General features: G+C 71.1%; 17 protein-coding genes. 5 read left to right on the forward strand and 12 right to left on the reverse strand.

Annotated elements, in window-relative coordinates; translation table 11 throughout:
• Both E1202_RS29555 and E1202_RS29560 read left to right on the forward strand, forming a co-directional pair.
• Nucleotides 1-804, forward strand: an 804-nt coding sequence (locus tag E1202_RS29555) for an ABC transporter permease (protein ID WP_207918989.1), incomplete at its 5' end; no start/stop codon positions are given.
• Nucleotides 805-820: 16 nt separating this feature from the next.
• Nucleotides 821-1,798, forward strand: a complete 978-nt coding sequence (locus E1202_RS29560; protein WP_132686601.1) for a macrolide family glycosyltransferase — start codon at nucleotides 821-823, stop codon at nucleotides 1,796-1,798.
• Nucleotides 1,799-1,835: 37 nt separating this feature from the next.
• Here E1202_RS29560 and E1202_RS29565 read toward each other — a convergent pair whose 3' ends face one another.
• On the reverse strand, nucleotides 1,836-2,579 hold the full coding sequence (locus tag E1202_RS29565) for a TetR family transcriptional regulator (protein ID WP_132686602.1): 744 nt from the start codon (nucleotides 2,577-2,579) through the stop codon (nucleotides 1,836-1,838).
• 139 nt (nucleotides 2,580-2,718) lie between these two features.
• Between E1202_RS29565 and E1202_RS29570 the strand changes: the two genes are divergently transcribed.
• Nucleotides 2,719-3,873, forward strand: coding sequence for an acyl-CoA dehydrogenase (locus E1202_RS29570; RefSeq protein ID WP_132686603.1), 1,155 nt, complete (start codon nucleotides 2,719-2,721; stop codon nucleotides 3,871-3,873).
• A 130-nt stretch (nucleotides 3,874-4,003) separates the two neighbouring features.
• The gene (locus tag E1202_RS29575) at nucleotides 4,004-4,465 is read left to right on the forward strand and encodes a DoxX family protein (protein WP_132686604.1); all 462 of its coding nucleotides are present in this window, start codon (nucleotides 4,004-4,006) and stop codon (nucleotides 4,463-4,465) included.
• On the opposite strand, the gene E1202_RS29580 is transcribed toward E1202_RS29575, so the two are convergent.
• Nucleotides 4,459-4,932, reverse strand: a complete 474-nt coding sequence (locus E1202_RS29580) for a YkvA family protein (RefSeq protein ID WP_132686605.1) — start codon at nucleotides 4,930-4,932, stop codon at nucleotides 4,459-4,461. The genes E1202_RS29575 and E1202_RS29580 overlap by 7 nt on opposite strands.
• Before the next feature lie 113 nt (nucleotides 4,933-5,045).
• Here E1202_RS29580 and murJ point away from each other — a divergent pair, with 113 nt between their 5' ends.
• Nucleotides 5,046-6,671 carry a murein biosynthesis integral membrane protein MurJ gene (gene murJ, locus E1202_RS29585; RefSeq protein WP_132686606.1) on the forward strand — a complete coding sequence of 542 codons (1,626 nt, stop codon included), beginning with the start codon at nucleotides 5,046-5,048 and terminating at the stop codon, nucleotides 6,669-6,671.
• Between the two features lies 1 nt (nucleotide 6,672).
• On the opposite strand, the gene E1202_RS29590 is transcribed toward murJ, so the two are convergent.
• The 10 genes from E1202_RS29590 to E1202_RS29640 form a co-directional block, all read right to left on the reverse strand.
• A complete protein-coding gene (locus E1202_RS29590; protein ID WP_132686607.1) occupies nucleotides 6,673-7,398 on the reverse strand; it encodes a type 1 glutamine amidotransferase in 726 nt (241 codons plus the stop codon).
• Nucleotides 7,395-8,789, reverse strand: a complete 1,395-nt coding sequence (locus tag E1202_RS29595; protein ID WP_132686608.1) for a Mur ligase family protein — start codon at nucleotides 8,787-8,789, stop codon at nucleotides 7,395-7,397. The genes E1202_RS29590 and E1202_RS29595 overlap by 4 nt, the downstream gene beginning before the upstream one ends.
• Nucleotides 8,790-9,600: 811 nt before the next feature.
• On the reverse strand, nucleotides 9,601-10,221 hold the full coding sequence (locus tag E1202_RS29600) for a LysM peptidoglycan-binding domain-containing protein (protein ID WP_132686609.1): 621 nt from the start codon (nucleotides 10,219-10,221) through the stop codon (nucleotides 9,601-9,603).
• A 418-nt stretch (nucleotides 10,222-10,639) separates the two neighbouring features.
• A complete protein-coding gene (nrfD, locus tag E1202_RS29605; RefSeq protein ID WP_235879101.1) occupies nucleotides 10,640-11,536 on the reverse strand; it encodes an NrfD/PsrC family molybdoenzyme membrane anchor subunit in 897 nt (298 codons plus the stop codon).
• Nucleotides 11,533-12,396 carry a 4Fe-4S dicluster domain-containing protein gene (locus tag E1202_RS29610; RefSeq protein WP_132686611.1) on the reverse strand — a complete coding sequence of 288 codons (864 nt, stop codon included), beginning with the start codon at nucleotides 12,394-12,396 and terminating at the stop codon, nucleotides 11,533-11,535. Before E1202_RS29610 ends, nrfD begins: the two co-directional genes overlap by 4 nt.
• A gap of 2 nt (nucleotides 12,397-12,398) precedes the next feature.
• Nucleotides 12,399-15,674 carry a formate dehydrogenase gene (fdh, locus tag E1202_RS29615; RefSeq protein ID WP_165944027.1) on the reverse strand — a complete coding sequence of 1,092 codons (3,276 nt, stop codon included), beginning with the start codon at nucleotides 15,672-15,674 and terminating at the stop codon, nucleotides 12,399-12,401.
• A gap of 102 nt (nucleotides 15,675-15,776) precedes the next feature.
• Nucleotides 15,777-16,418 carry a pyridoxamine 5'-phosphate oxidase family protein gene (locus E1202_RS29625; protein ID WP_132686612.1) on the reverse strand — a complete coding sequence of 214 codons (642 nt, stop codon included), beginning with the start codon at nucleotides 16,416-16,418 and terminating at the stop codon, nucleotides 15,777-15,779.
• 132 nt (nucleotides 16,419-16,550) lie between these two features.
• Nucleotides 16,551-17,585 carry a PDR/VanB family oxidoreductase gene (locus E1202_RS29630; RefSeq protein WP_132686613.1) on the reverse strand — a complete coding sequence of 345 codons (1,035 nt, stop codon included), beginning with the start codon at nucleotides 17,583-17,585 and terminating at the stop codon, nucleotides 16,551-16,553.
• The gene (locus E1202_RS29635; protein WP_132686614.1) at nucleotides 17,586-18,467 is read right to left on the reverse strand and encodes a metal-dependent hydrolase; all 882 of its coding nucleotides are present in this window, start codon (nucleotides 18,465-18,467) and stop codon (nucleotides 17,586-17,588) included.
• 8 nt (nucleotides 18,468-18,475) lie between these two features.
• Nucleotides 18,476-20,230 carry an SDR family oxidoreductase gene (locus tag E1202_RS29640; RefSeq protein WP_132686615.1) on the reverse strand — a complete coding sequence of 585 codons (1,755 nt, stop codon included), beginning with the start codon at nucleotides 20,228-20,230 and terminating at the stop codon, nucleotides 18,476-18,478.
• Between the last annotated feature and the right edge of the window lie 141 nt (nucleotides 20,231-20,371).

A 20,371-nucleotide genomic window follows, 5' to 3' on the forward strand; every position in this document is an offset into this window, starting at 1 on the left:
GTAGGAGGCACCGCGCCACGCCGATGGCGCGGTGCCTCCTACCCCACCCAGATCCGCGTGCTCACCGGCCGCTCGCTGCGCGCCGTGGCCAAGGATCCGCGCGTGGTGGTCTTCAGCCTGCTGCAACCGCTGATCATGCTCGTGCTGTTCAGCCAGGTCTTCGGCAAGGCCATGATGGGCGACGTCGCCTCCCAGGGAGGCAGCTACATCAACTACCTGATGCCGGCCATCCTGGTCACCACGGGCATCGGAGCCGCCATGCAGTCCGGGGTCGGCCTGGTCAGCGACATGAAGAACGGCGTCATCGCCCGCTTCCGCGCGCTGCCGATCGGGATGAGCTCGGTGCTCATCGCCCGCAGCCTGTCGGATCTCGTGCGCACCGCGGTGCAGCTGACCGTGCTGCTGACGGTCGCCGCCCTCGTGTTCGGCTTCGCCCCGGCCGGGGGCCTGGCCGGCACGCTCGGCGCGTTCTGCCTCGCCCTGTTCGTCAGCTGGTCGCTGTCGTGGGTCTTCCTCGCCCTCGGCGCCTGGCTGCGCAAGGAGGAGGTCATGCAGAGCATCGGGTTCCTGGCGATGTTCCCGCTGATGTTCGCCTCCAGCGCGTTCGTCCCCATCCAGGCGCTGCCGGATTGGCTGAGCGTCGTCGCCAAGATCAACCCGCTGACCTACGCCGTGGACGCCTCCCGCAACCTCTCGCTCGCCCTGCCCACCGGCACCGGCGTGATCTCCGCGCTGGCCACCAGCGCCCTGCTGTGCGCCATCGGCATCGCCATCGCCGTTCGCGGCTTCCGCCGCCCGCTGTGACCGCATTCGAGGAGCCATGAAGAAGCACTTGCTGTTCACCAGCGTGCCCGGTTTCGGGCACGTCAACCCGACGCTGGCGCTGGTCACCGAACTGCTCGACCGCGGGCACCGGGTCACCTACGCCGTCGGCGCGGACGCGATCGAACCGGTGCGCGCCACCGGTGCCGAGGTCGTCGAGTTGCCGACCAAGATTCCGGAGGTCGGCGGTCGCGGGCAGCACTTCACCGCCGAGCGCATGCAGACCATGGCCGAGTTCTTCGTCGACGACGTCCGCCAGTGCTTGCCGGTGCTGCTCGATCACTTCGGCGAGGCACCACCGGACGCGGTGTGCAGCGACGGCATGACCGCCTACGGCCGGATGCTGGCCGAGAAGCTCGGGATCCCGGCGATCGCGCTGGTCCCGAACTTCGCGGGCAACGAGAAGTTCGACCTGCGCACCGCCGTGATGGCCGAGCACGCCCAGGCCATGGGCTCCCCGCCGCCGGACGCCCTGCTCCGGCTCAAGACCGCGCTGAGCGAGCTCGGCACCGAATTCGACGTCGAGGCACCGAGTTTCATCGGCGGGGCCCCGGCGGCGCTGAACCTCGTTTTCCTGCCCGAGGAGTTCCAGCTCGAGCACGAAACCTTCGACGAGCGCTTCCGGTTCATCGGACCGCTGCTGGGCGACCGCGCGGACGAGCCCTACTCCCCCGCCGACCCCCAGCGCCCGCTGCTGTTCATCTCCCTGGGAACGGCGTTCAACGAGCGCCCGGAGTTCTACCGGTCGTGCATCGAGGCGTTCGCCGACGGCCCGTGGCAGGTGGCGATGTCGGTCGGTTGGCGCATCGACCTGGCCGAGCTCGGCGAGATCCCGCCGACCTTCGACGTCCGCCGGTCGTTCCCGCAGCCCGCCGTGCTGCGGCATGCGAAGGCGTTCGTCTCGCACGCCGGGATGAACTCGACCATGGAATTCGTTTCATTCCGCACTGAAACCATGAATGTAATCAACACGTAATTGATGGAGATCCTTTTCGGCACTCAGTGCCGTAGGTTCAGCGCTCGATTCCGCGCAGCGCTTCCCGCACCTGCTTGAGGACCACCTCGGCCGAGGCCGACGTGCGCACCGCCGCCACCACGACCGACTCCCGATCCTCGTCGGAGCCTCCCCTCGGCCACTGACCGGAGAGGGCTTCGCCGAGCCGGCCGGTGGCGTGCCGCAACGCCGCCCTGGCGTCGAGCTCTCCCCCGCTGCGCAGCCACTGGCGCAGGACGTGGTTGTGCGCGGCGACCACCGCCGCGGCGACCACCGCCGCGTGCAGCTCGCCATCGGGCTGATCGGCGAAGCGAGCCCGCAGGTAGCGGGCGAAGACCCGCTGGTAGCGATCGATGCTCGCGATCTCCTTGTCCCGCAAGGAGGAAACCTGCCTGGTCAGCTCCGAGCGCTTGCGCGAGACCTCGGGCTCCTCCAGGTACATCCCGAGCACGAACTCGGCCGCCTCGCCCAGCACCAGCAGCGGGTCGGCGTCCGCGGAGGCCGCCTCCAGGAGCTCGACGACCTCGGCCAGCCGCTCGTCGTGCCCGGGGAACACGACGTCCTCCTTGGACCGGAAGTACCGGAAGAAGGTCCGCCTGCCGACCCCGGCGGCCTCGGCGACCTGGTCCACAGTGGTCGCCTCGAAGCCCTGCTCGGCGAACTTCTCCAGCGCCGCGACCGCGATCGCGCTGCGCACCTTCCGGCGGCCGTGCGGAGTTCGTCCGGAACGGGACTTGGGCGCCGCAGCGACTGCCTCGGACATGGCCGGAATATAGCACCGGCGAATTGCTAGTGGCACTCAGTGCCGTTACGATGACCTCGATATCGGTCCGCCGCGTGACGCAGGCGGCATTGCGACGAAACCCCGCCGCGGCGATGCGACGGGACTAGGGAGGGACCCGGTGGACCCGAACTTCGGCACCTACCAGCTCGCCGAGGAGCACGACGCGCTGCGCGACGCGGTGCGCGCCCTCGCCGAGAAGGAGATCGCGCCCCACGCGGCGGAGGTCGACGAGCAGGAGCGCTACCCCAAGGAGGCGCTCGAAGCGCTGGTCAAGGCGGGTTTCGCCGCGACCCACATCCCCGAGGAGTACGGCGGCGAGGGCGCCGACTCGGTGGCCACCTGCATCGTCATCGAAGAGGTCGCGCGCGTGTGCGGCTCCTCCTCGCTGATCCCCGCGGTGAACAAGCTCGGCACCATGCCGATCATCCTGTCGGCCTCCGAGGACCTCAAGAAGCAGGTCCTGCCCTCGATCGCCGGCGGTGAGACCACCGCCTCCTACGCGCTGTCCGAGCGCGAGGCCGGCTCCGACGCCGCGGCGATGAAGACCCGCGCCCGCCTCGACGGCGACAACTGGGTGCTCAACGGCAGCAAGTGCTGGATCACCAACGGCGGTGTGTCGAAGTGGTACACGGTCATGGCCGTGACCGACCCGGAGAAGGGCGCCAACGGCATCAGCGCCTTCGCCGTGCACGCCGACGACCCGGGCTTCACCGTCGGGCCGAAGGAGAAGAAGCTCGGCATCAAGGGCTCCCCGACCGTCGAGCTGTACTTCGAGGACGCCACCATCCCGGCCGACCGGATCATCGGCGAACCGGGCACCGGGTTCAAGACCGCGCTGAAGACCCTGGACCACACGCGTCCCACGATCGGCGCGCAGGCGGTCGGCATCGCGCAGGGCGCGCTGGACCAGGCGTTGGCCTACGTCAAGGAGCGCAAGCAGTTCGGCAAGTCCATCTCCGAGTTCCAGGGCGTGCAGTTCATGCTCGCCGACATGGCGATGAAGGTGGAGTCGGCCCGCCAGATGGTCTACGTGGCCGCGGCGCGCGCCGAACGCGGCGAGCCCAACCTCGGGTTCATCTCCGCCGCCGCGAAGTGCTTCGCCTCGGACGTGGCCATGGAGGTCACCACCGACGCGGTGCAGCTGTTCGGCGGCGCGGGCTACACCCGCGACTTCCCGGTCGAGCGCATGATGCGCGACGCCAAGATCACCCAGATCTACGAGGGCACCAACCAGGTCCAGCGCATGGTCATGGCCCGCAACCTGCTCAAGTGAGGCCCTGAACCGGTTCGGCCCCGGCGCAACGACCGCCGGGGCCGAACCGCGCGAGCGGCCCGAGATGTCGGTTGGCCCGATCGCCGTGACACTGGTGCTTCGACGCTAGGTGTTCAACACGGGAGTCGCCATGACCGCGCTTCGGAGCCTGCTCACGCTACTCGGCCGCATCGGGGTCGGGATCATCCTCATCGCGCACGGGTGGCAGAAGCTCATGACCTGGGGCATACCGGCCACGACCGAGAACTTCGGCAAGATGGGGATCCCCTTCCCGCAGGTCGCCGCCTGGTACGCGACCGTCGTGGAGCTCGCCGGCGGGATCCTGCTGATCCTCGGCATCGCGCTGCCCCTGGTCGGGCTGGCGGTGGCCATCGACATGGCCGGGGCGATCCTGTTCGTGCACCTGCCGTACGGCCTGTTCGCGCCGAACGGCTTCGAGCTGCCCCTCGCCGTCGGCGCCGCCACCCTCGCGATGAGCTTCAACGCGGGCACCTGGTCGGTCGACCACGGGCTGTTCGGCCGCCGGAAGAAGCGCCGCCGGGCCGACGACGAACCCGACACCCAGCAGTACCAGCCCGGCGAGTCCTACTGAGACTCGCCGGGCTCGACCTCGCGCTGATCCCGGGCGGCGATGTAGTTGCCCGACTCCGCGTAGAGGCTGGTCAGCAACCAGCTCGCGACGCCGATGTCATCGCCGATGCCCAGCAGCGGCAGGAACTCCGGGATGAAGTCGATCGGCGAGACCAGGTAGACCAGCGCGATCAGCCACAGCAGCAGCTGGTAGCGCGGGAGTTCCGGATTGCGGCCGCGCGCGGTCGTGCCCACCATCGCGGGCACCGCGCGGAGCCGGTCGATCGGCGAACCCGCCGCACCCGCGCGGTGGGCGCGCACCGCGGCCCGCGCCGGTGACCGGCGCAGCCGTGCGACCAGGCCCGCGACGCTGATGCCCAGTCCTGCGGCCATCAGGCCGACCGGCAGCAGCCAGCCTCCCGCGTCGCCGCCGAACACGACGGCCACCACCGCTCCGGCGATCAGCAGCACGACCCCGAACACGATCACGCGCGCTCCCCTTCCGCAGGCGTTTCGATCAGCCTGCCACGGATCGGCTTCACCCGGCGAGACCGGGTGTTTCGTGGCACCTTCAGCATCGAACGCGCCGACGGGAGGGCTACGTGGTCGATCAGGCCGACACCGGTGTCCGCCGACCTTCACTGGCCCGCGCGAGCGCGGCGATGGCGGTGGCCACCGCGACCAGCAGGGTCAGCGGTCTGCTCGCCAAGGTGCTGCTGGTGGTGGTGCTCGGGCTGGGCATGGTCAACGACTCCTACACCGTGGCCAACACCCTGCCGACCGTGGTCAACGAGCTGCTGCTGGGCGGGGTGCTGACCAGCATCGCCGTGCCGCTGCTGGTGCGGGCGCAGCAGGAGGGACCGAAGCAGGGAGAGTCCTACGCGCAGTGGATGATCACCATGGGTGGCGTGCTGCTCGCGGTCGCCACCGCCGTGGCCGTCGCCTGCGCCGGTCTGCTCACCGCGCTCTACCTGGGGGCCGACACCCGCGCCAACGCCGAGCTGACCACGGCGTTCGCCTACCTGCTGCTGCCGGGCATCGTCTGCTACGGCATGTCGGCGCTGCTGCAGGCGATCCTCAACGTGCGCGGTGTCTTCGGCACTCCCGCGTGGGCGCCGGTGTTCAACAACCTCGTCGTCATCGCCACCGTGATCGTCTACGCGCTGGTGCCCGGGGAGATCTCCACCGACCCGGTGCGCATCGGCGAGCCGAAGCTCCTGGTGCTGGGCCTGGGCACGCTGGCGGGGATCACCACCCAGCTGCTGGTGATGGTGGTGTCGCTGCGGCGCAGCGGTTTCCGGTACCGGTGGCGGTGGGGGTGGGACCGGCGCCTGTCGGAGTTCGGCGGCCTGGCCGGGTGGGTGGTGCTCTACACGCTGATCAGCCAGGCCGGGATGGTCGTGATCACCCGGGTCACCGCGCAGGGCACGCCGGGCAGCGTGGCGACGTTCAACTACGCCTGGCTGCTCTCGCAGGTCCCCTACGGCGTGCTGGGGGTGTCGCTGCTGACGGCGTTGATGCCGCGTATCAGCGAGGCCGCCGCCGCGGGCAGGACGCGGGCGTTCGTCGACGACGTCGCGTGGGGGACGCGGATGACCGCGGTGCTGCTGATGCCGGTCAGCGCGCTGCTGGTGGTGGCGGGCGGTCCGCTGGCGGTGGCGTTCTTCTCGCTGGGCGCCAGCGACGTGGCCGCCGCCGGGCGGCTCGGCTGGGCGCTGGCCGCTGCGGCGGCCGGGGTCGTGCCGTTCGGCATCACCATGCTCCAGCTGCGGGCGTTCTACGCGATGCACGACGCGCGCACCCCGACCTGGATCAACGTGATCATGGTCGTGGTGCGCAGCGCGCTGTGCTACCTCGTGCTGGCCACGGTCGATCCGCAGGACCTGGTCCTCGGGGTGACCGCGGCCATGTCGGCGAGCTTCCTGCTGGGCGCGGTCGTCGGGCAGATCTGGCTGCGCGCCCGCATCGGACCGCTGCGCACGGGCGCGACGCTGCTGGGATGCCTGCGCGCTCTGGTGGCCGGGGCGGTCGGGGCGCTGTGCTCGCTGGCCGTGCTGGGCGGCGTGCGGTCGCTGACCGGGCCGCTGAGCCCGATGCTCGACGCCTGGATGGCGTTGGTGCTGCACGGGATCGTGGTGCTCGCGGTGAGCCTCGGGGTGCTGGCGCTGCTGCGGGCGCCCGAGCTGAAGCCGGCCCTGCAGAAGCTGGGCCGGCTCGCTCGTCGCTGACCTACTTGCGGTTGCGCACGTGCACGCGGGTGCGTTCGGTGCGCAGCGCCTTGAGCTCGGGCGGGTCCGGCAGGGGTTCCAACGGCTCGCCGATGGCCCATTCCAGCAGCAGGTCGGCCAGCTTCGGGTTCCGCGCGAGAACGGGCCCGTGCATGTAGGTGCAGATGACGTGGCCGGTGACCGCGCCCTCGGCCTCGTCGTGCCCGTTGCCGGTGCCGCGCACCACCCTGCCCAGCGCGTGCGAGCCGGGGCCGAGCGTGGTGCGGCCGAGGTGGTTCTCGAACCCGGTGAGCATCCCGACCCCGCCCAGGGTGGACTGGGTGGTGACCTCGCCGATGGCTCGTCCCTTCCCGGGTTCGGTGGAGGCGTCGACGAGGCCCAGGCCTTCGTGGCGCTGCCCGTCGCCGGTGACGAAGCCGGTGCCCAGCACCTGCAGCCCGCCGCAGATGCCCAGCACCGGAACCCCTTGCTGCACCGCCCGGGTCAGGCCCCCTCCCCTGCGCAGGAAGCGGACGGCGGCGACCTGCGCGACGTCCTCTCCCCCGCCGATCAGGTACAGGTCGCAGTCCTCGGGCACGGCGTCGTCGGAGGAGAGCACGGTGACCAGCTCGCTGCCGATCCCGCGCCAGCGGAGGCGCTGTGCGAGCACGATCGCGTTGCCGCGGTCCCCGTAGGTCCCCAGCAGGTCTGGCAGGACGAGGGCGATGCGGACTCGTTCCCCGGTCATGTGCGGCTCCTGGTGAGCACGTCGCGGAAGGCGGTGTAGTTGGCGATGACGTCGGGCAGGCCGCCGAAGGTGCTGCCGAGTGCGACCTCGACCGCGGAGGCGACGTTGGCCTGCACCCCGGCGTAGCGCAGGCGGACCGCGAGGTCCAGGGCCCGGTCGCCCGCGACCTGGACGGGTCTGCCGCGCAGCATCTCGAAGTCGACGTCCCACAACCAGGAGACGTCGTAGCCGTCGGCTTCGCGGCTGTTGACGACCAGGACCAGCGGTTCGTCGTTGCCGGAGACCAGGTCGAGCATCTCCAGCCAGCTGGCGGGGTTCTTGGCCAGCAGCAGCCGGACCCGGCGCCCGCCGAGTCGGACGGTGTCGTAGCGGCCCGCGGCCTGCGAGATGCGTCGGATCCGGGCGAGCGCGGAGGCCTCCTCGCCGCCGAGGTGCAGCGCCGCGGCCAGGGCGAAGGTGGCGTTGACCCGGTTGACGTGGCCGGGCAGGGCCAGGGCGAGTTCGTGGTGGGTGCCCGCGGAGTCGAGGACTCCGGTGTCGGTGACCTTCCAGTCGGCCGAGGGCCGGGCCAGGCCGCACTGGCAGCGCCAGTCGCGGTCGACGTCACCGATGAAGGCGCCGCACTGGGGGCAGTTCAGCGCGTCGTCGCGCCACCGCACGCCACCCGAGATCCAGGTGACGTTGGGGTGGCCGGCGGCGGCGAAGACGACGTTGGGGTCGTCGCGGTTGGCGATGACCTGCGCGCCGGGGGCCTGGGCGAGGGCGCGTTGCAGGCTCGCGGCCACGGTGCGCACCTCGCCGACCCGGTCGAGCTGGTCGCGGCTGAGGTTGAGCAGCAGGATCGCGGCGGGTTCGAACCGGTCGGTGACCTGCGCCAGGTGCAGCTCGTCGACCTCCAGCGCGGCGAACGGGGCGTCGAGCCGGGTCAGCAGGGCGGCGACGTGGCCGTCGAGCATGTTCGCGCCGGTGGCGTTGCTGACGGCCGGGGCTTGCGCGCGCATGGCTTCGGCGACCATCTGGGTGGTCGTGGTCTTGCCGTTGGTGCCGGTGACCATGACGACACGCCGACCGGTTGCCAACCGCTGCAGGAGGTTGGGTTGTAGCGTCAGGGCGAGACGGCCACCGATCATGCCGCCGGAGCCGAGACCGAGGCGCTGCGACATCGAGGCGGCCATCCGTCCGGCGTTGACGGCCATGGTGGTGCGCAGGTCCATGCGGCCCGCGTCCACGGGCTGCTGCTCCGGCGCGGGGACGACCTTCCAGTGCTGGTCGACGCTCTGGCGCTGGTCAGGTGGCCGGTGCCGTCCGGTGCTCTGCTGCTCGGGCGCCTGGCGCTGGGCCGGCGTCTGGTCGACCGATGGCTCGTCGGTGTCCCGCGTGGTGTCGGTCATGCGTCCCCTCCCCCCTCAGGCGGCCGTCGCACGCGGCACGCCGGGTCGGCTCAGGGCTGCGCGACACCGCTAATCGGCCGCACCAGGCCGCGCCGCCCTTCGCTTCTTGGCCAGTGTGGCCCGGCTGCGGCGAAACAGCGCGACGATCAATAGCAGGACACCGGTGGTGATGGCGGCTGGTCCGACCCAGCTGTCGAGTCCGGACTCGGCCGCGGCGTCCGCTTGAAGTGCGAGGAGCATCGGGGTCCCCTTTCCGAATGTCGGGGCTAGGGGCACGCGGGGTGAGTGCGGTCACGTCCATGGTCCGGCCGCATCCCGGGGCTCTGCGGGGTTGACATGCCGGGGCTTCCCGCGATCGGGGATCTTTCACCCGCACTGATTCCGCGACGGCACGCTAGGTGATCAGCGCGCGAGTTCGACAGATCAGAACCGATTTCATGATCTCCGGATGTTTTCTTGCGGCTGCTGAGGTTTGAGGCCGAACGGCGGATCATTCACGTCCCGCGGCTCACCCGTTGGGGTCTATTGCGGCGATACGCTCGGCGATCAACAGACGTGCAATTACTCTCGGATTTGATCCCGACGGCGTCCGTCACGTTCCGAAGGGAGCCGAACATGACCGAACTCGTCCTGCTGCTGGGCTTTCTCGCCTTCGCCGGAATCGGCTGGACCGCGTGGGACATCCGCAACGATCTGCGCCGCCGCAAGCTCAAGTGAGAGGCGTTCAGGCGATCGCAGACGAGGGACCCCGCCGGAGAGAGGAAGGCGGGGTCCCTCGTTCATGCGCACCCAGGTCCGAAGACGGGGTGGGTCACTTGATGGCGAGCTGCTGCCCCGGGAAGATCAGGTTCGCGTCCTTGACGGCCGAACGGTTCTTCTCGAAGACCGACTCCCAGCTCACGCCGTACTTCTGCGCGATGGAACCCAGGGTGTCACCGGTCTGCACGGTGTAGGTGCCCTCGACCTTGACGGTCTTGCGCACCGGGTTCTTCTTCTTGGTGGTGGACTTCTTCTCGGTGCTCTTCTCGCTGCTGCTGCCCGAGGAGACGTCCTGGTGCTCGGCGCTGCCGCTCTTGCTCAGGCCGGCCTTCTTCGAGCACACCGGCCACGCACCCGGGCCCTGCGCCTGCAGCACGCGCTCGGCGACGGCGATCTGCTGCGACTTGCTGGCCTGCGCGGCGTTCGAGGCGTAGCTGGTGCCGCCGTAGGCGGACCAGGTGGACGCGCTGAACTGCAGACCGCCGTAGTAACCGTTGCCGGTGTTGATGCTCCAGTTGCCACCGCTCTCGCACTGCGCGACGGCGTCCCAGGTGGACTCCGAGGCCGCGTTGGCCGGCATGGTCATCGCGAACGGCGCGGCGACCATGGCGCCGGCGACGGCGACGCGGGTGACGGTGCGGCGGCTGGGGGTGGACTTGCGGTGCTTGCCCATTTTCTGTCTTCGTCTCCAGCAGCGCCTTCGTGCCGCCTCGACTCCGGCGTCCCGGGCGCTGGGGCCGATTCGGCCCGCCGCGCCGGGTTCCGGCGGTCGTCACGTCCCTGCCCGCAATGCGTCTCGGGGTTTCGGAGAGCCCGCCGGGCAGGGTTCGGCGCTGCGGGCTTCCGGTCTTGCCGTCGGCTCGGGGGCGCCGACGCCGGGCAACGCTACGTAGCTGAAAAGCGTGAACAAAACCGTGAGACGGTGGCGCTCGTCATAGAAACGTAATCAAGATCGCGACGATGCGGACGTTTCAGCTGGTCATTTCTTGATCAGAAATGCGTTATTCACCTGAAATCAAACCACGCACGGTGAGAGTTGAACCACTACTCACTCACGTGAGTGACTACCGAACGTCAACATCCGCATTCGATCAGTGCTGTTGCCCACGGACCGAGGACCCTGCTTCGCCCACGCGTTCGCGTTGCGGCTCGACCACGTACCGAGGGTCGCGAGCCGTCTCGCGGCCGGCTTCGAAGACGCCGAAGCGGGTCGCGATCGCCCCGAGGGTCAGGCACCCGCCCGCCGCGAGCGCCGCCGCGCGGCTGCGTCCGGCCACCAGCGCGAGCCCGGCGCCCACCGCAGTGGCCGCCCGCGCCGTTCGCAGCACCCTACCCGCGCGGCCGGTGCGGTAGGCCTCAGCCGCCAGCCCGAGCCGGGACTCCATGCGCCTGCTCGCGGCCAGTTCCAGCACCGCTCCGGCCACCGCCATCCGCCGCGCGGGCCGGGACTCGGTGGGAGCGACCACCATGCCCACCGCCCCAGCGCTGGACACAGCGCTGCCGGCGAACACGAACGGCAGCTCCCGGTAGCCCTCGTGCCAGCCCGGCACGGCCGTGTCGGACAGCAGCACGGCGGTGTAGGTGGTCATGGCCGGTGCGATCACGCCCGCCACCGCCCCGGCCGCGCGGCCGGGCAGCGGGAGCAGACCGGTGAGCTCGCTGGCCGCCGCGGCCCCGGCCAAGCCGGAGAACGGCGCGAGGATCCACGATCCGACGCTCAGCGGCGAGGTCGGCTTGAGCACCCGCAGCATGGCCAGGAACCGCATCGGACGTCCCAGGTCGTGCACCAGGAAGCCGACGCTGGTGGTCGCGCCCACCGCCGCCGCCAGCCGGCCCGCGCGGGCCAGCCGCCGCCGTCCGGTGAGATCGGCCAGCAGCGCCATCGTCGACGAGGCCCCGGCCATCCCGCCGAGGTAGAGGTAGGCGGGGACGTCCGGGACCTTCCACACCGGTTCCTTGAGGACCGGGCGGCCGTAGTAGGAGGTCACCTTCTCCTCCCGAGGAACGATCCGGCGATGAGCGCGGCGGCGGTGAGCGCGCCCGCGGCAGCGTGCCGCCACATCGAGGGCAGGTCGCGGGTGGTGACCACGGGATCGGGTGGCAGGCCGTAGACCTCGGGGTCGTCGAGCAGCAGGAAGAACGCCCCGTCCCCCCCGACGCCGTCGGTGGGCTCGTGGCCGTAGAGGCGGGCGCTGGTCACCCCCTGCTCGTGCAGTTCGTCGACCCGCATCGCGGCGCGTTCGCGCAGCTCGTCGAGCGGGCCGTACTGGATGGACTCGGTCGGGCAGGCGGCGGCGCAGGCGGGCATCAGCCCGGCTCCGAGGCGGTCCTGGCACATCGTGCACTTGGCGGCTCCGCCGGTGTCGGGACGGATGTCGATCACGCCGTAGGGGCAGGCCGGCACGCAGTAGCCGCAGCCGTTGCACACGTCGTCCTGCACCACGACCGTGCCGTGCTCGGTGCGGATCAGCGCCCCGGTCGGGCACACGTCCAGGCAAGCCGCGTGCGTGCAGTGCTTGCACACGTCGGAGGACATCAGCCAGCGCACCTGCTGCTCGTCCGGTGCGCCGAACTCGGGCATGCCCAGCTCGGCGGGCGTGCCCCGCTGCTCGACGAAGGCCACGTGCCGCCAGGTCGTGCCGCTGAGCGCCTCGGTGTTGTCGTAGGACATGCCGGTGAGGTCCATGCCGTCCTCGGGCAGCAGGTTCCACTGCTTGCAGGCGACCTCGCAGGCCTTGCAGCCGATGCACACGCTGGTGTCGGTGAAGAACCCGGCGCGGGGCTCCGGCGGGTAGCCGGTCTCCCCCGCCGGGTCGGGCAGCGGTCCGGACAGCCGGTTGACGGTCACGTTCAGCCTCCTGCCTGTCTGGGGTCGTCGGAGTGCTCGGTACCGGTGCGCTCGTCGATGCCCGCGCGGTCGCGGTACTCGGCGACCAGGCGGTTGAGCGCGGCCGCGCGCGGTCGCCGTCCGGGCCGGATGTCGCAGGCCCCGGCCTTGGTCTCCATGATGTGCACGTTGGGGTCCAGCGCCACGCCGATGAGTTCGTTGGCGGCGTCGCCGGTGGTCAGGCCGTTGGGCCCCCAGTGCCAGGGGATGCCGATCTGGTGCAGGGTGCGGCCGGCGACCCGCAGCGGCAGCATCCGCTCGGTGACCATCACCCGGGCCTCGATGGCGCTGCGCCCGGTGATCACGGTGGCCCAGTCGCCGTGCTCGAGACCGCGTTCGGCGGCCAGCTGCGGGGAGACCTCCACGAACAGGGCGGGGGCGAGTTCGCTGAGGTGCCGCAGCCAGCGGCTCATCCCGCCGGCCGTGTGGTGCTCGGTGAGCCGGAACGTGGTGAACACGTACGGGAAGACCTCGCTGCCGGGTTCTCCCGCGCTGGGCTGGTACCGGTTCTCCGGGCGCGAGTTGATCTGGCGTGCGGGATTGCGCTGCTGGTGGGGGTGCAGCAGGTTGGCGATCGGGGATTCCTGCGGCTCGTAGTGCGCCGGGAACGGGCCGTCGACGAGCCCCGCGGGCACGTAGAGCCAGCCGCGTCCGTCGCTCTGCATGATGAACGGTTCGGTGCCCGCGATGCCCTCCGGTCCGACGGTTCCGCTTCCGGGCCGGTAGTCGGGGCGCTTGGTCTTGTCGAAGTCGGGGACGTCGTGGCCGGTCCACTCGCCGCTTTCCTCGTCCCACCACACGTAGGCCTTGCGCTCGCTCCACGGGCGGCCCTCGGGGTCGGCCGAGGCGCGGTTGTAGAGGATGCGGCGGTTGGCCGGCCACGCCCAGCCCCACTCGGGCGCCACGCGGCTCTGCTGGTGGCCGGGTGTGCGGCGGGCGGACTGGTTGACGCCGTCGGCGGTGACGCCGCAGTAGATCCAGCAGCCGCAGCTGGTGGAGCCGTCGGAACGGAGCTGGGGGTAGGCCGACAGCGGCTCGCCGTTGCCGTCGTGACCGTTGATCTCGGCGAGCACGGCTTCGGCGCTGGGCTCGTCGAGATCGCCGTGCGTCGGGTAGTCCCAGGTCAGCTCCAGCAGGGCGCGGTCGCGTTCGGTCTCGCCGCTGAGCTTGTCGCGGATGCGGCGGCCGAGGTGGTAGTAGAACCACAGGTCGCTGCGCTGGTCATCGGTGGGTTCGACGGCCTTGTGGTGCCACTGCAGGAGCCGCTGGGTGTTGGTGAAGGTGCCGTCCTTCTCGGTGTGCGAGGCGGCGGGCAGGAAGAAGACCTCGGTGCCGATGTCGGCGGTGCGCATCTCGCCGGTCTCGATCTCGGGACCGTTCTTCCAGAAGGTGGCGGTCTCGATCATGTTGAGGTCGCGCACCACCAGCCAGTCCAGCGCGGCGAGGCCCATGCGCTGCTGGCGCGAGTTGGCGGTGCCCACCGCGGGGTTCTCGCCGATGACGAAGTAGCCCTTGCAGCGGCCCTCGATCTGGTCGATGACGGTCTGGAAGGTGCCGTGGTCGCCGGTGAGCCGGGGCAGCCGGTCGAAGCAGAAGTCGTTGTCGACGGTGGCGTGCTCGCCCCACCAGGCCTTGAGCAGGCTGACCAGGTAGGAGCGGATGTTGGCCCAGTAGCCGCAGGCGTGCTCGTCGTCGGCGACGAAGGACTCCAGGTCGGTGTCGGTGTGGGCGTGCGGCATCGGGATGTAGCCGGGCAGCAGGTTGAACAGGGTCGGGATGTCGGTGGAGCCCTGGATGCTGGCGTGCCCGCGCAGCGCGAGGATGCCGCCGCCCGGCCTCCCGATGTTGCCCAGCAGCAGCTGGAGGATCGAGGCCGCCCGGATGTACTGCGCTCCGACGGTGTGGTGGGTCCAGCCCACGGCGTAGGCGATGGCCGAGGTGCGGTCGCGTCCGGAGTTGGCGACGAGCTGGTCGGCGACCCAGGCGAAGTCGTCCTGCGAGATCCCGCAGATCTCCTCCACCACGTCCGGGGTGTAGCGGGCGTAGTGCCGCTTGAGCAGCTGGAACACGCAGCGCGGGTGTTGCAGCGTGGGATCGGAGTCGGGGCGGCCGTGGTAGACGGGCCCGCCGGAGCCGGTGCGCTCGGGACGGCTGCTCTGGCGCTCCCGGCCGTGCCGGGTGGTCGGCGCCTGTTCGGGACCGTGCCCGCCGACGGGCGGGACGGCGTGGCTGCCCTGGTACTGCCAGGTGGCGGTGTCGTAGCTGCCCGCCTCGGGGTCGAAGCCGGAGAACACGCCGTCGAGGTCCTCGGTGTCGCGGAAGTCCTCGCCGACGATCATCGCCGCGTTGGTGTAGTTGACGACGTAGTCGTGGAAGTGGGCCTCGCGGGTCAGCACGTGGTTGATCAGCCCTCCGAGGAAGGCGATGTCGCTCCCGGCCCGCAGCGCGACGTGCTTGTGCGCCACCGCCGAGGTGCGCGTGTAGCGCGGGTCGACGTGGATGACCGTGGCGCCGCGCTTCTTGGCCTCCATGACCCACTGGAACCCGACGGGGTGGGCTTCGGCCATGTTGGAGCCCTGGATGAGGATGCAGTCCGATTCGGCGAGGTCCTGCTGGAAGGTGGTGGCGCCGCCGCGCCCGAAGGAGGCGCCCAGACCGGGCACCGTGGAGGAGTGTCAAATGCGCGCCTGGTTCTCCACCTGGATCGCGCCGAGGGCGGTGTAGAGCTTCTTCATGAGGTAGTTCTCCTCGTTGTCGAGGGTCGCTCCTCCGAGGCTCGCGATGCCCATCGTGCGCCGCAGCGGCCTGCCGTCGGCGTCGGCGTCCTCCCAGGTGGCGTCCCGGGTGGCCAGCACCCGGTCGGCGATCATGTCCAGCGCGGTGTCCAGGTCGAGGTCTTCCCACTCGGTGCCGTGCGGGCGCCGGTAGCGGACCTTGGTCTCGCGCAGCGGTGAGGTGACCAGTTCGCGCGAGGCCGAGCCCTTGGGGCACAACCGGCCTCGGCTGATCGGCGAGTCCGGGTCACCTTCGATCTGGGTGATCCGCCCGCCGGAGGTGTAGATCCGCTGGCCGCAGCCGACCGCGCAGTAGGGGCACACCGAGCGGGTGACGCTGTCGGCGTCGCTGGTGCGCGCCCGCATCTCGTCGGTGCGCCGGGACCGGGCCGCGGGGCCTCGGGCCAGCCGGTCGGGGCCGGTGAGCTGCCGCAGCACCGGCCAGTTCAGCCACGTGGCCGCCATGACTCGGAGGCTACCCACCTCGTCGATCTCGCACACCTGCTGACGTGCCACCCGACCTGTTGGGCCGGTGCGCTGCGGCGACGCGGTGGCGGGGTGGCGGGGTCAGGCCTTCGCGTCGTAGAGGAGCTTGGCGTAGCGCTCGTCGGAGTAGTAGTGCTCCAGCTCGGACATCGAGTCGTTCGGGCGTTCGAGGTTCTTGGCGATGTGGGCTCGGGAGGGCACGGCTTCGGGGTCCCAGGTCCGGCTGTCCCACAGCCCGGATCGCAGGAACGCCTTGGAGCAGTGGTGGAAGACCTCCTCGACCTCCACCAGCAGCACCACGCTCGGGCGGTGGCCCTTGACGACCATGCGCTCGAAGAACGGGGCGTCGCGCAGCAGCCGGGCGCGGCCGTTGATCCGCAACGTGTCCCCGCGGCCGGGGATGAAGTAGAGGAGTCCGACGTGCGGGTTGGCCAGCACGTTGCGGAACCCGTCGACGCGGCGGTTGCCGGGGCGTTCCGGGATGGCGATCGTCGTGTCGTCGAGGACGTGGGTGAAGCCGGGCGGGTCGCCCTTCGGCGAGACGTCGCACCGGCCGTCGGCGTCCGAGGTGGCGACCAGGCAGAACGGGGAGGCGGCCAGCCACTCCCGGTCCAGCGCGTGCAGCGCGGGGCGCTGCTTGTCCAGGACCCGCTGCAGCGGTGCGCCGACCACCTCTTCCAGCTCGCCGGTCGAGGTGATCTCGGTCAGGCCTTCGAGTTCCACGGTGCCTCCCAGGTCGCTCCTCACGACCCTACGGCCCGGGCTTCGGCCTCCGGAAGCGATTTTCGCGGGACCGCCCGGCTGCACCCCGCCACCGGGCGGCCCCGCTTCCCCTCCGGTCCCCCGACCGGGGCTTCACAGATCGACGGCGATGTGCCCCTGCCCTCGATCCACGCAGATGGCCACGTCGTCGCCGCGCGACCGGCCGCGCCTGCGCACCTGACCGGACAGCAGCGGGACCTGGCACGTGCCGCAGAAGCCCTGGCGGCACGAGTAGGCGACGTCGGGCAGCACCTCGCCGATCGCTTCCAGCGCGGTGCGGTCGGCGGGCACCTCGACGGTGCGTCCGCTGCGGGTCAGCTCCACGGTGAAGGCCCGCCCGTCGACGATCGGCGGTGCCGAGAAGCGTTCCCAGTGCAGGCCTCTCGCGGTGCTGCCGGGCAGTCCCAGGCGGAGCGCCGTGATCATCGGAACCGGACCGCAGGCGTAGACCGAGGCGCCCAGCGGGGCGTGCGCGAGCAGTTCGCCGCCCGCGGCGGGGATGCCGAACTCGGTGTCGGGCCGGATCCACACCCGGTCGGCGGGCAGGTCGGCGAGCTCGTCGAGGAACGGCATCGAGGCGCGGGATCGTCCCGCGTAGACCAGCCGCCAGTCGGCTCCGCGCGTCGCGGCGGTGCGCACCATCGGCAGGATCGGCGTGATGCCGATGCCGCCGGCGACGAACAGGTAGGAGCGCCCGGCGACGAAGGGGAACGCGTTGCGCGGGCCGCGCGCCGCGATCCGGTCGCCTTCGGCGAGCTCGTCGTGGATCTCTCGTGATCCGCCCGCTCCGTCGGCCAAGCGCCGCACCGCGATCCGGTAGTACCGGCGCTCTCCCGGTGGGCCGCACAGCGAGTACTGCCGCTTCCGCCCGGACGGCAGCAGCACGTCCAGGTGCGCACCCGGCTGCCAGGCGGGCAGGACGCCGCCGTCGGGCCGGGTCAAGCGCAGGCTGCGGACGCCGTCGGCCTCGGTGCTGATCCGGGAGATCACCAGCGGGAGGTCGTGGTTGACCGGCTGGGGTGGCCCGGCGTGCCGGCGGCTGTTGCGGTGCAGCCATTCCACTCCGCCGACCACCCGGTGCAGCACGCGCATCAGCCGGTCGGGCCGCGACTGTCGTTCCGCGGTCATCTAGTGCCCTGCCGCCAGCGCCGCCGGTGAGCTCGCCAGGTATGCCACCGCCTGGGCCGTGGATCCGTGCTGCGACGGGTGGTAACCGGGGCGGAAGAACGCGGGGATCGAGCCGAACAGCGCCCGGTAGCCGGGGGTGAGGCCGAGGCGCCCGGTGCGGATCAGGTCGCGCCAGCGGGGCTTGCGCCTGCCGCGCAGCACCGGGTCGGCGGCCATCAGGAATCGCATACCGCGCACCCACAGGATCGTCAGCACGGCCGTCGCCAGCAGCATCGACAGGCAGCGCTGCCCGTACCGGCCGTGGACGTGCTGGTAGACCTCGAAGGCGACCGCGCGGTGCTCGACCTCCTCGGCGCCGTGCCAGCGCAGCAGGTCCAGCATCGTCTCGTCGGCGCCCGCCAGGTCCAGTTCCTCGGCGTCGAGCACCCATTGGCCGAGGAAGGCGGTGAAGTGCTCGATCGCGGCGATCAGCGCCAGCCGCTGCACCAGCCAGGACTCGGCGCGCTTGCCGCGCAGCGGGCGGTCGCCGAGGGTCTTGCGGAACATCCAGCGGACCTGGTCGACGAACGGCCGGGTGTCGAGGCCGTGCGCGTCGAAGTGGTCGATGACGCCCTGGTGCGATTCGGCGTGCACGGCCTCCTGGCCGACGAAACCGCGCACGTCCTCGGCGAGCCGCTCGTCGTTGATCAGCGGCAGCGCCTGCTTGAACACCTCGACGAACCAGCGTTCGCCCTCCGGCAGCACCAGGTGCAGGAAGTTCACCCAGTGCGTGGCGAACGGCTCGCCGGGGATCCAGTGCATCGGCAGCTGGGACCAGTCGAACTCCACGTCGCGGGCGTGCAGCGCGACGCGGTCGGGGTCGCCGGGGTCGAGTTGCGGCATGCCTCCTCCTACTTGGGCATGAGGTCGGCCCGTGCTGCGGCGCGCAGCAGGCGCGGGGTCAGCCGCGAGAGGACCAGTCCGGCACGCGCTTCCGGCGTCACCGGCGCGATGGCCGGGGCCCGGCGGGTCGCGCGCAGGATCTCCTCGGCGGCGCGCTGCGGGCTGTAGTCGCGGCGCTGGTAGAGCTCGGTGGCCGCGCGCCTGCGCTTGGCCTGCTCCAGGTCGTCGGTGCCCGCGAAGCGGCTGCTGGTGGTGATGCCCGTGTTGACCAGTCCCGGGCACACCGCGGTCACCTTGATCCCGTCGGCGGCCAGTTCCACGCGCAGGCACTCGCTCAACCGCAGCACGGCGGCCTTGGTGGTGCTGTAGGCGGGCAGCACCTGGGAGGGCAGGTACGCCGCGGCGGAGGCCACGTTGATGATCCGGCCGCCTTCGCCGCGCTCGACCATCTGCCGGGCGAACAGGCGGCAGCCGTGGATGACGCCCCAGAGGTTGACGTCGATGACGTTCTCCCAGTCGGCGACGCTGGTGTCCAGGAACGACCCCGCCAGGCCGATCCCGGCGTTGTTGATCACCACGTCCGGGACCCCGAGCTCGGTCCGCACGCGCAGCGCGAAGTCGCTCATCGCGGTCCGGTCGGTGACGTCCACGCGGTAGGTGGTGACGGCGTCGCCGAGCAGGTCCGCGGTGCCGCGCAGGGCCTTCTCGTCGACGTCGGCGGCGATGATGTGCGCGCCGGCTTCGGCGAAGGCCTGCGCGGTGGCCCGGCCGATGCCGTTGCCCGCCCCGGTAATGACGACGAGCTGGTCGGCGAAGTCGCCGCGTCCGGGTCGGACCCGGGCGCTGCGCAATCCTCGGGTCTGCTCGCCGCCTTCGACGTGGTCGATGAGTTCGGCGGCGCAGCGGGCCACGAGTTCGGGCCGGCTGCGCGGCAGCCAGTGGCCGCCCGGGAGCCGTCGCACCCGCAGGTCGTCGGCCAGGCCCTCGATCTGGGTCTGCAGGGGCGTGGAGACGAACGGGTCGCCGGTCGGTGCCAGGACCTGCACCGGGACGCCGGTGTGCCGCCGGACCGGATCGCCCAGGCGTCCGGCGTTGGCGCGGTAGAGCTCCAGGCCGTTGATGCCGTCGGCGGTGACGGGACGGGTGGGTTTCCCGGCGGCCTTGGGGTCGAGGCGTTCCAACGTCGAGATCAGCTTCGGCATGATGCCGCTGCGCCAGGCCAGCTCGGGTGCGGCGGGCAGCTGGAAGAACGCGATGTAGGCGGAGAAGGCCAGCTGCGTGGCCAGTTCGCGCAGATCTCGCGGGTGGGGGCGCAGTTTCGAGCGCAGCCACTGGCCGTAGTGGTCCAGGCTCGGGCCGGAGATCGAGGTGTAGGAGGCGATGCGCTCCGCGGCGCGCGGTTCGGTGACGGCGTGCCAGGACTGCACCGATCCCCAGTCGTGCGCCAGCAGGTGCACCGGCCGGTCCGGGCTGACGGCGTCGGCGACGCGGAAGAGGTCGTCGGCGAGCTGGTCGACGTGGTAGCCGTCCGTGGTCGCGGGCCGGTCCGACTCGCCCGCTCCGCGCACGTCGTAGGTGACCACCTGGTACCGGTCGGACAGCGCGGCGACCACTCCGTCCCAGATGGTGTGGTTGTCCGGGTATCCGTGGACCGCCAGCACGGTCGGCGCGTCGGGCGGTCCGTGCACCTGCACGGCCAGTCCCAGCCGGTCAGCGGTTTCGAGCCGTCGGCTGGTGCTGTTCCGCCACGATGCGCCATTCATGCGCGAAGCCTAACTACGTTGTCAACGACTGTTGTCACGGTCCCACCCGATCGAACGCCGGAATCACCCGAACTGCCCCTCCACACCCGGGTCTCGACCGGAATCGGAACCCGCATCTCCGCTGAGATCCGGGTCCTGCAC

Source organism: Saccharopolyspora karakumensis, assembly GCF_004349225.1.
Taxonomy (GTDB): Bacteria; Actinomycetota; Actinomycetes; order Mycobacteriales; family Pseudonocardiaceae; genus Saccharopolyspora; species Saccharopolyspora endophytica.

Excerpts from the sequence above, each read along its gene's own strand:
- E1202_RS29560 (WP_132686601.1), top strand. The coding sequence starts at position 821 with ATGAAGAAGCACTTGCTGTTCACCAGCGTGCCCGGTTTCGGGCACGTC.
- E1202_RS29565 (WP_132686602.1), bottom strand. The coding sequence starts at position 2,579 with ATGTCCGAGGCAGTCGCTGCGGCGCCCAAGTCCCGTTCCGGACGAACT.
- E1202_RS29575 (WP_132686604.1), top strand. The coding sequence starts at position 4,004 with ATGACCGCGCTTCGGAGCCTGCTCACGCTACTCGGCCGCATCGGGGTC.
- E1202_RS29590 (WP_132686607.1), bottom strand. The coding sequence starts at position 7,398 with ATGACCGGGGAACGAGTCCGCATCGCCCTCGTCCTGCCAGACCTGCTG.
- E1202_RS29595 (WP_132686608.1), bottom strand. The coding sequence starts at position 8,789 with ATGACCGACACCACGCGGGACACCGACGAGCCATCGGTCGACCAGACG.
- E1202_RS29600 (WP_132686609.1), bottom strand. The coding sequence starts at position 10,221 with ATGGGCAAGCACCGCAAGTCCACCCCCAGCCGCCGCACCGTCACCCGC.
- E1202_RS29630 (WP_132686613.1), bottom strand. The coding sequence starts at position 17,585 with ATGACCGCGGAACGACAGTCGCGGCCCGACCGGCTGATGCGCGTGCTG.
- E1202_RS29635 (WP_132686614.1), bottom strand. The coding sequence starts at position 18,467 with ATGCCGCAACTCGACCCCGGCGACCCCGACCGCGTCGCGCTGCACGCC.
- E1202_RS29640 (WP_132686615.1), bottom strand. The coding sequence starts at position 20,230 with ATGAATGGCGCATCGTGGCGGAACAGCACCAGCCGACGGCTCGAAACC.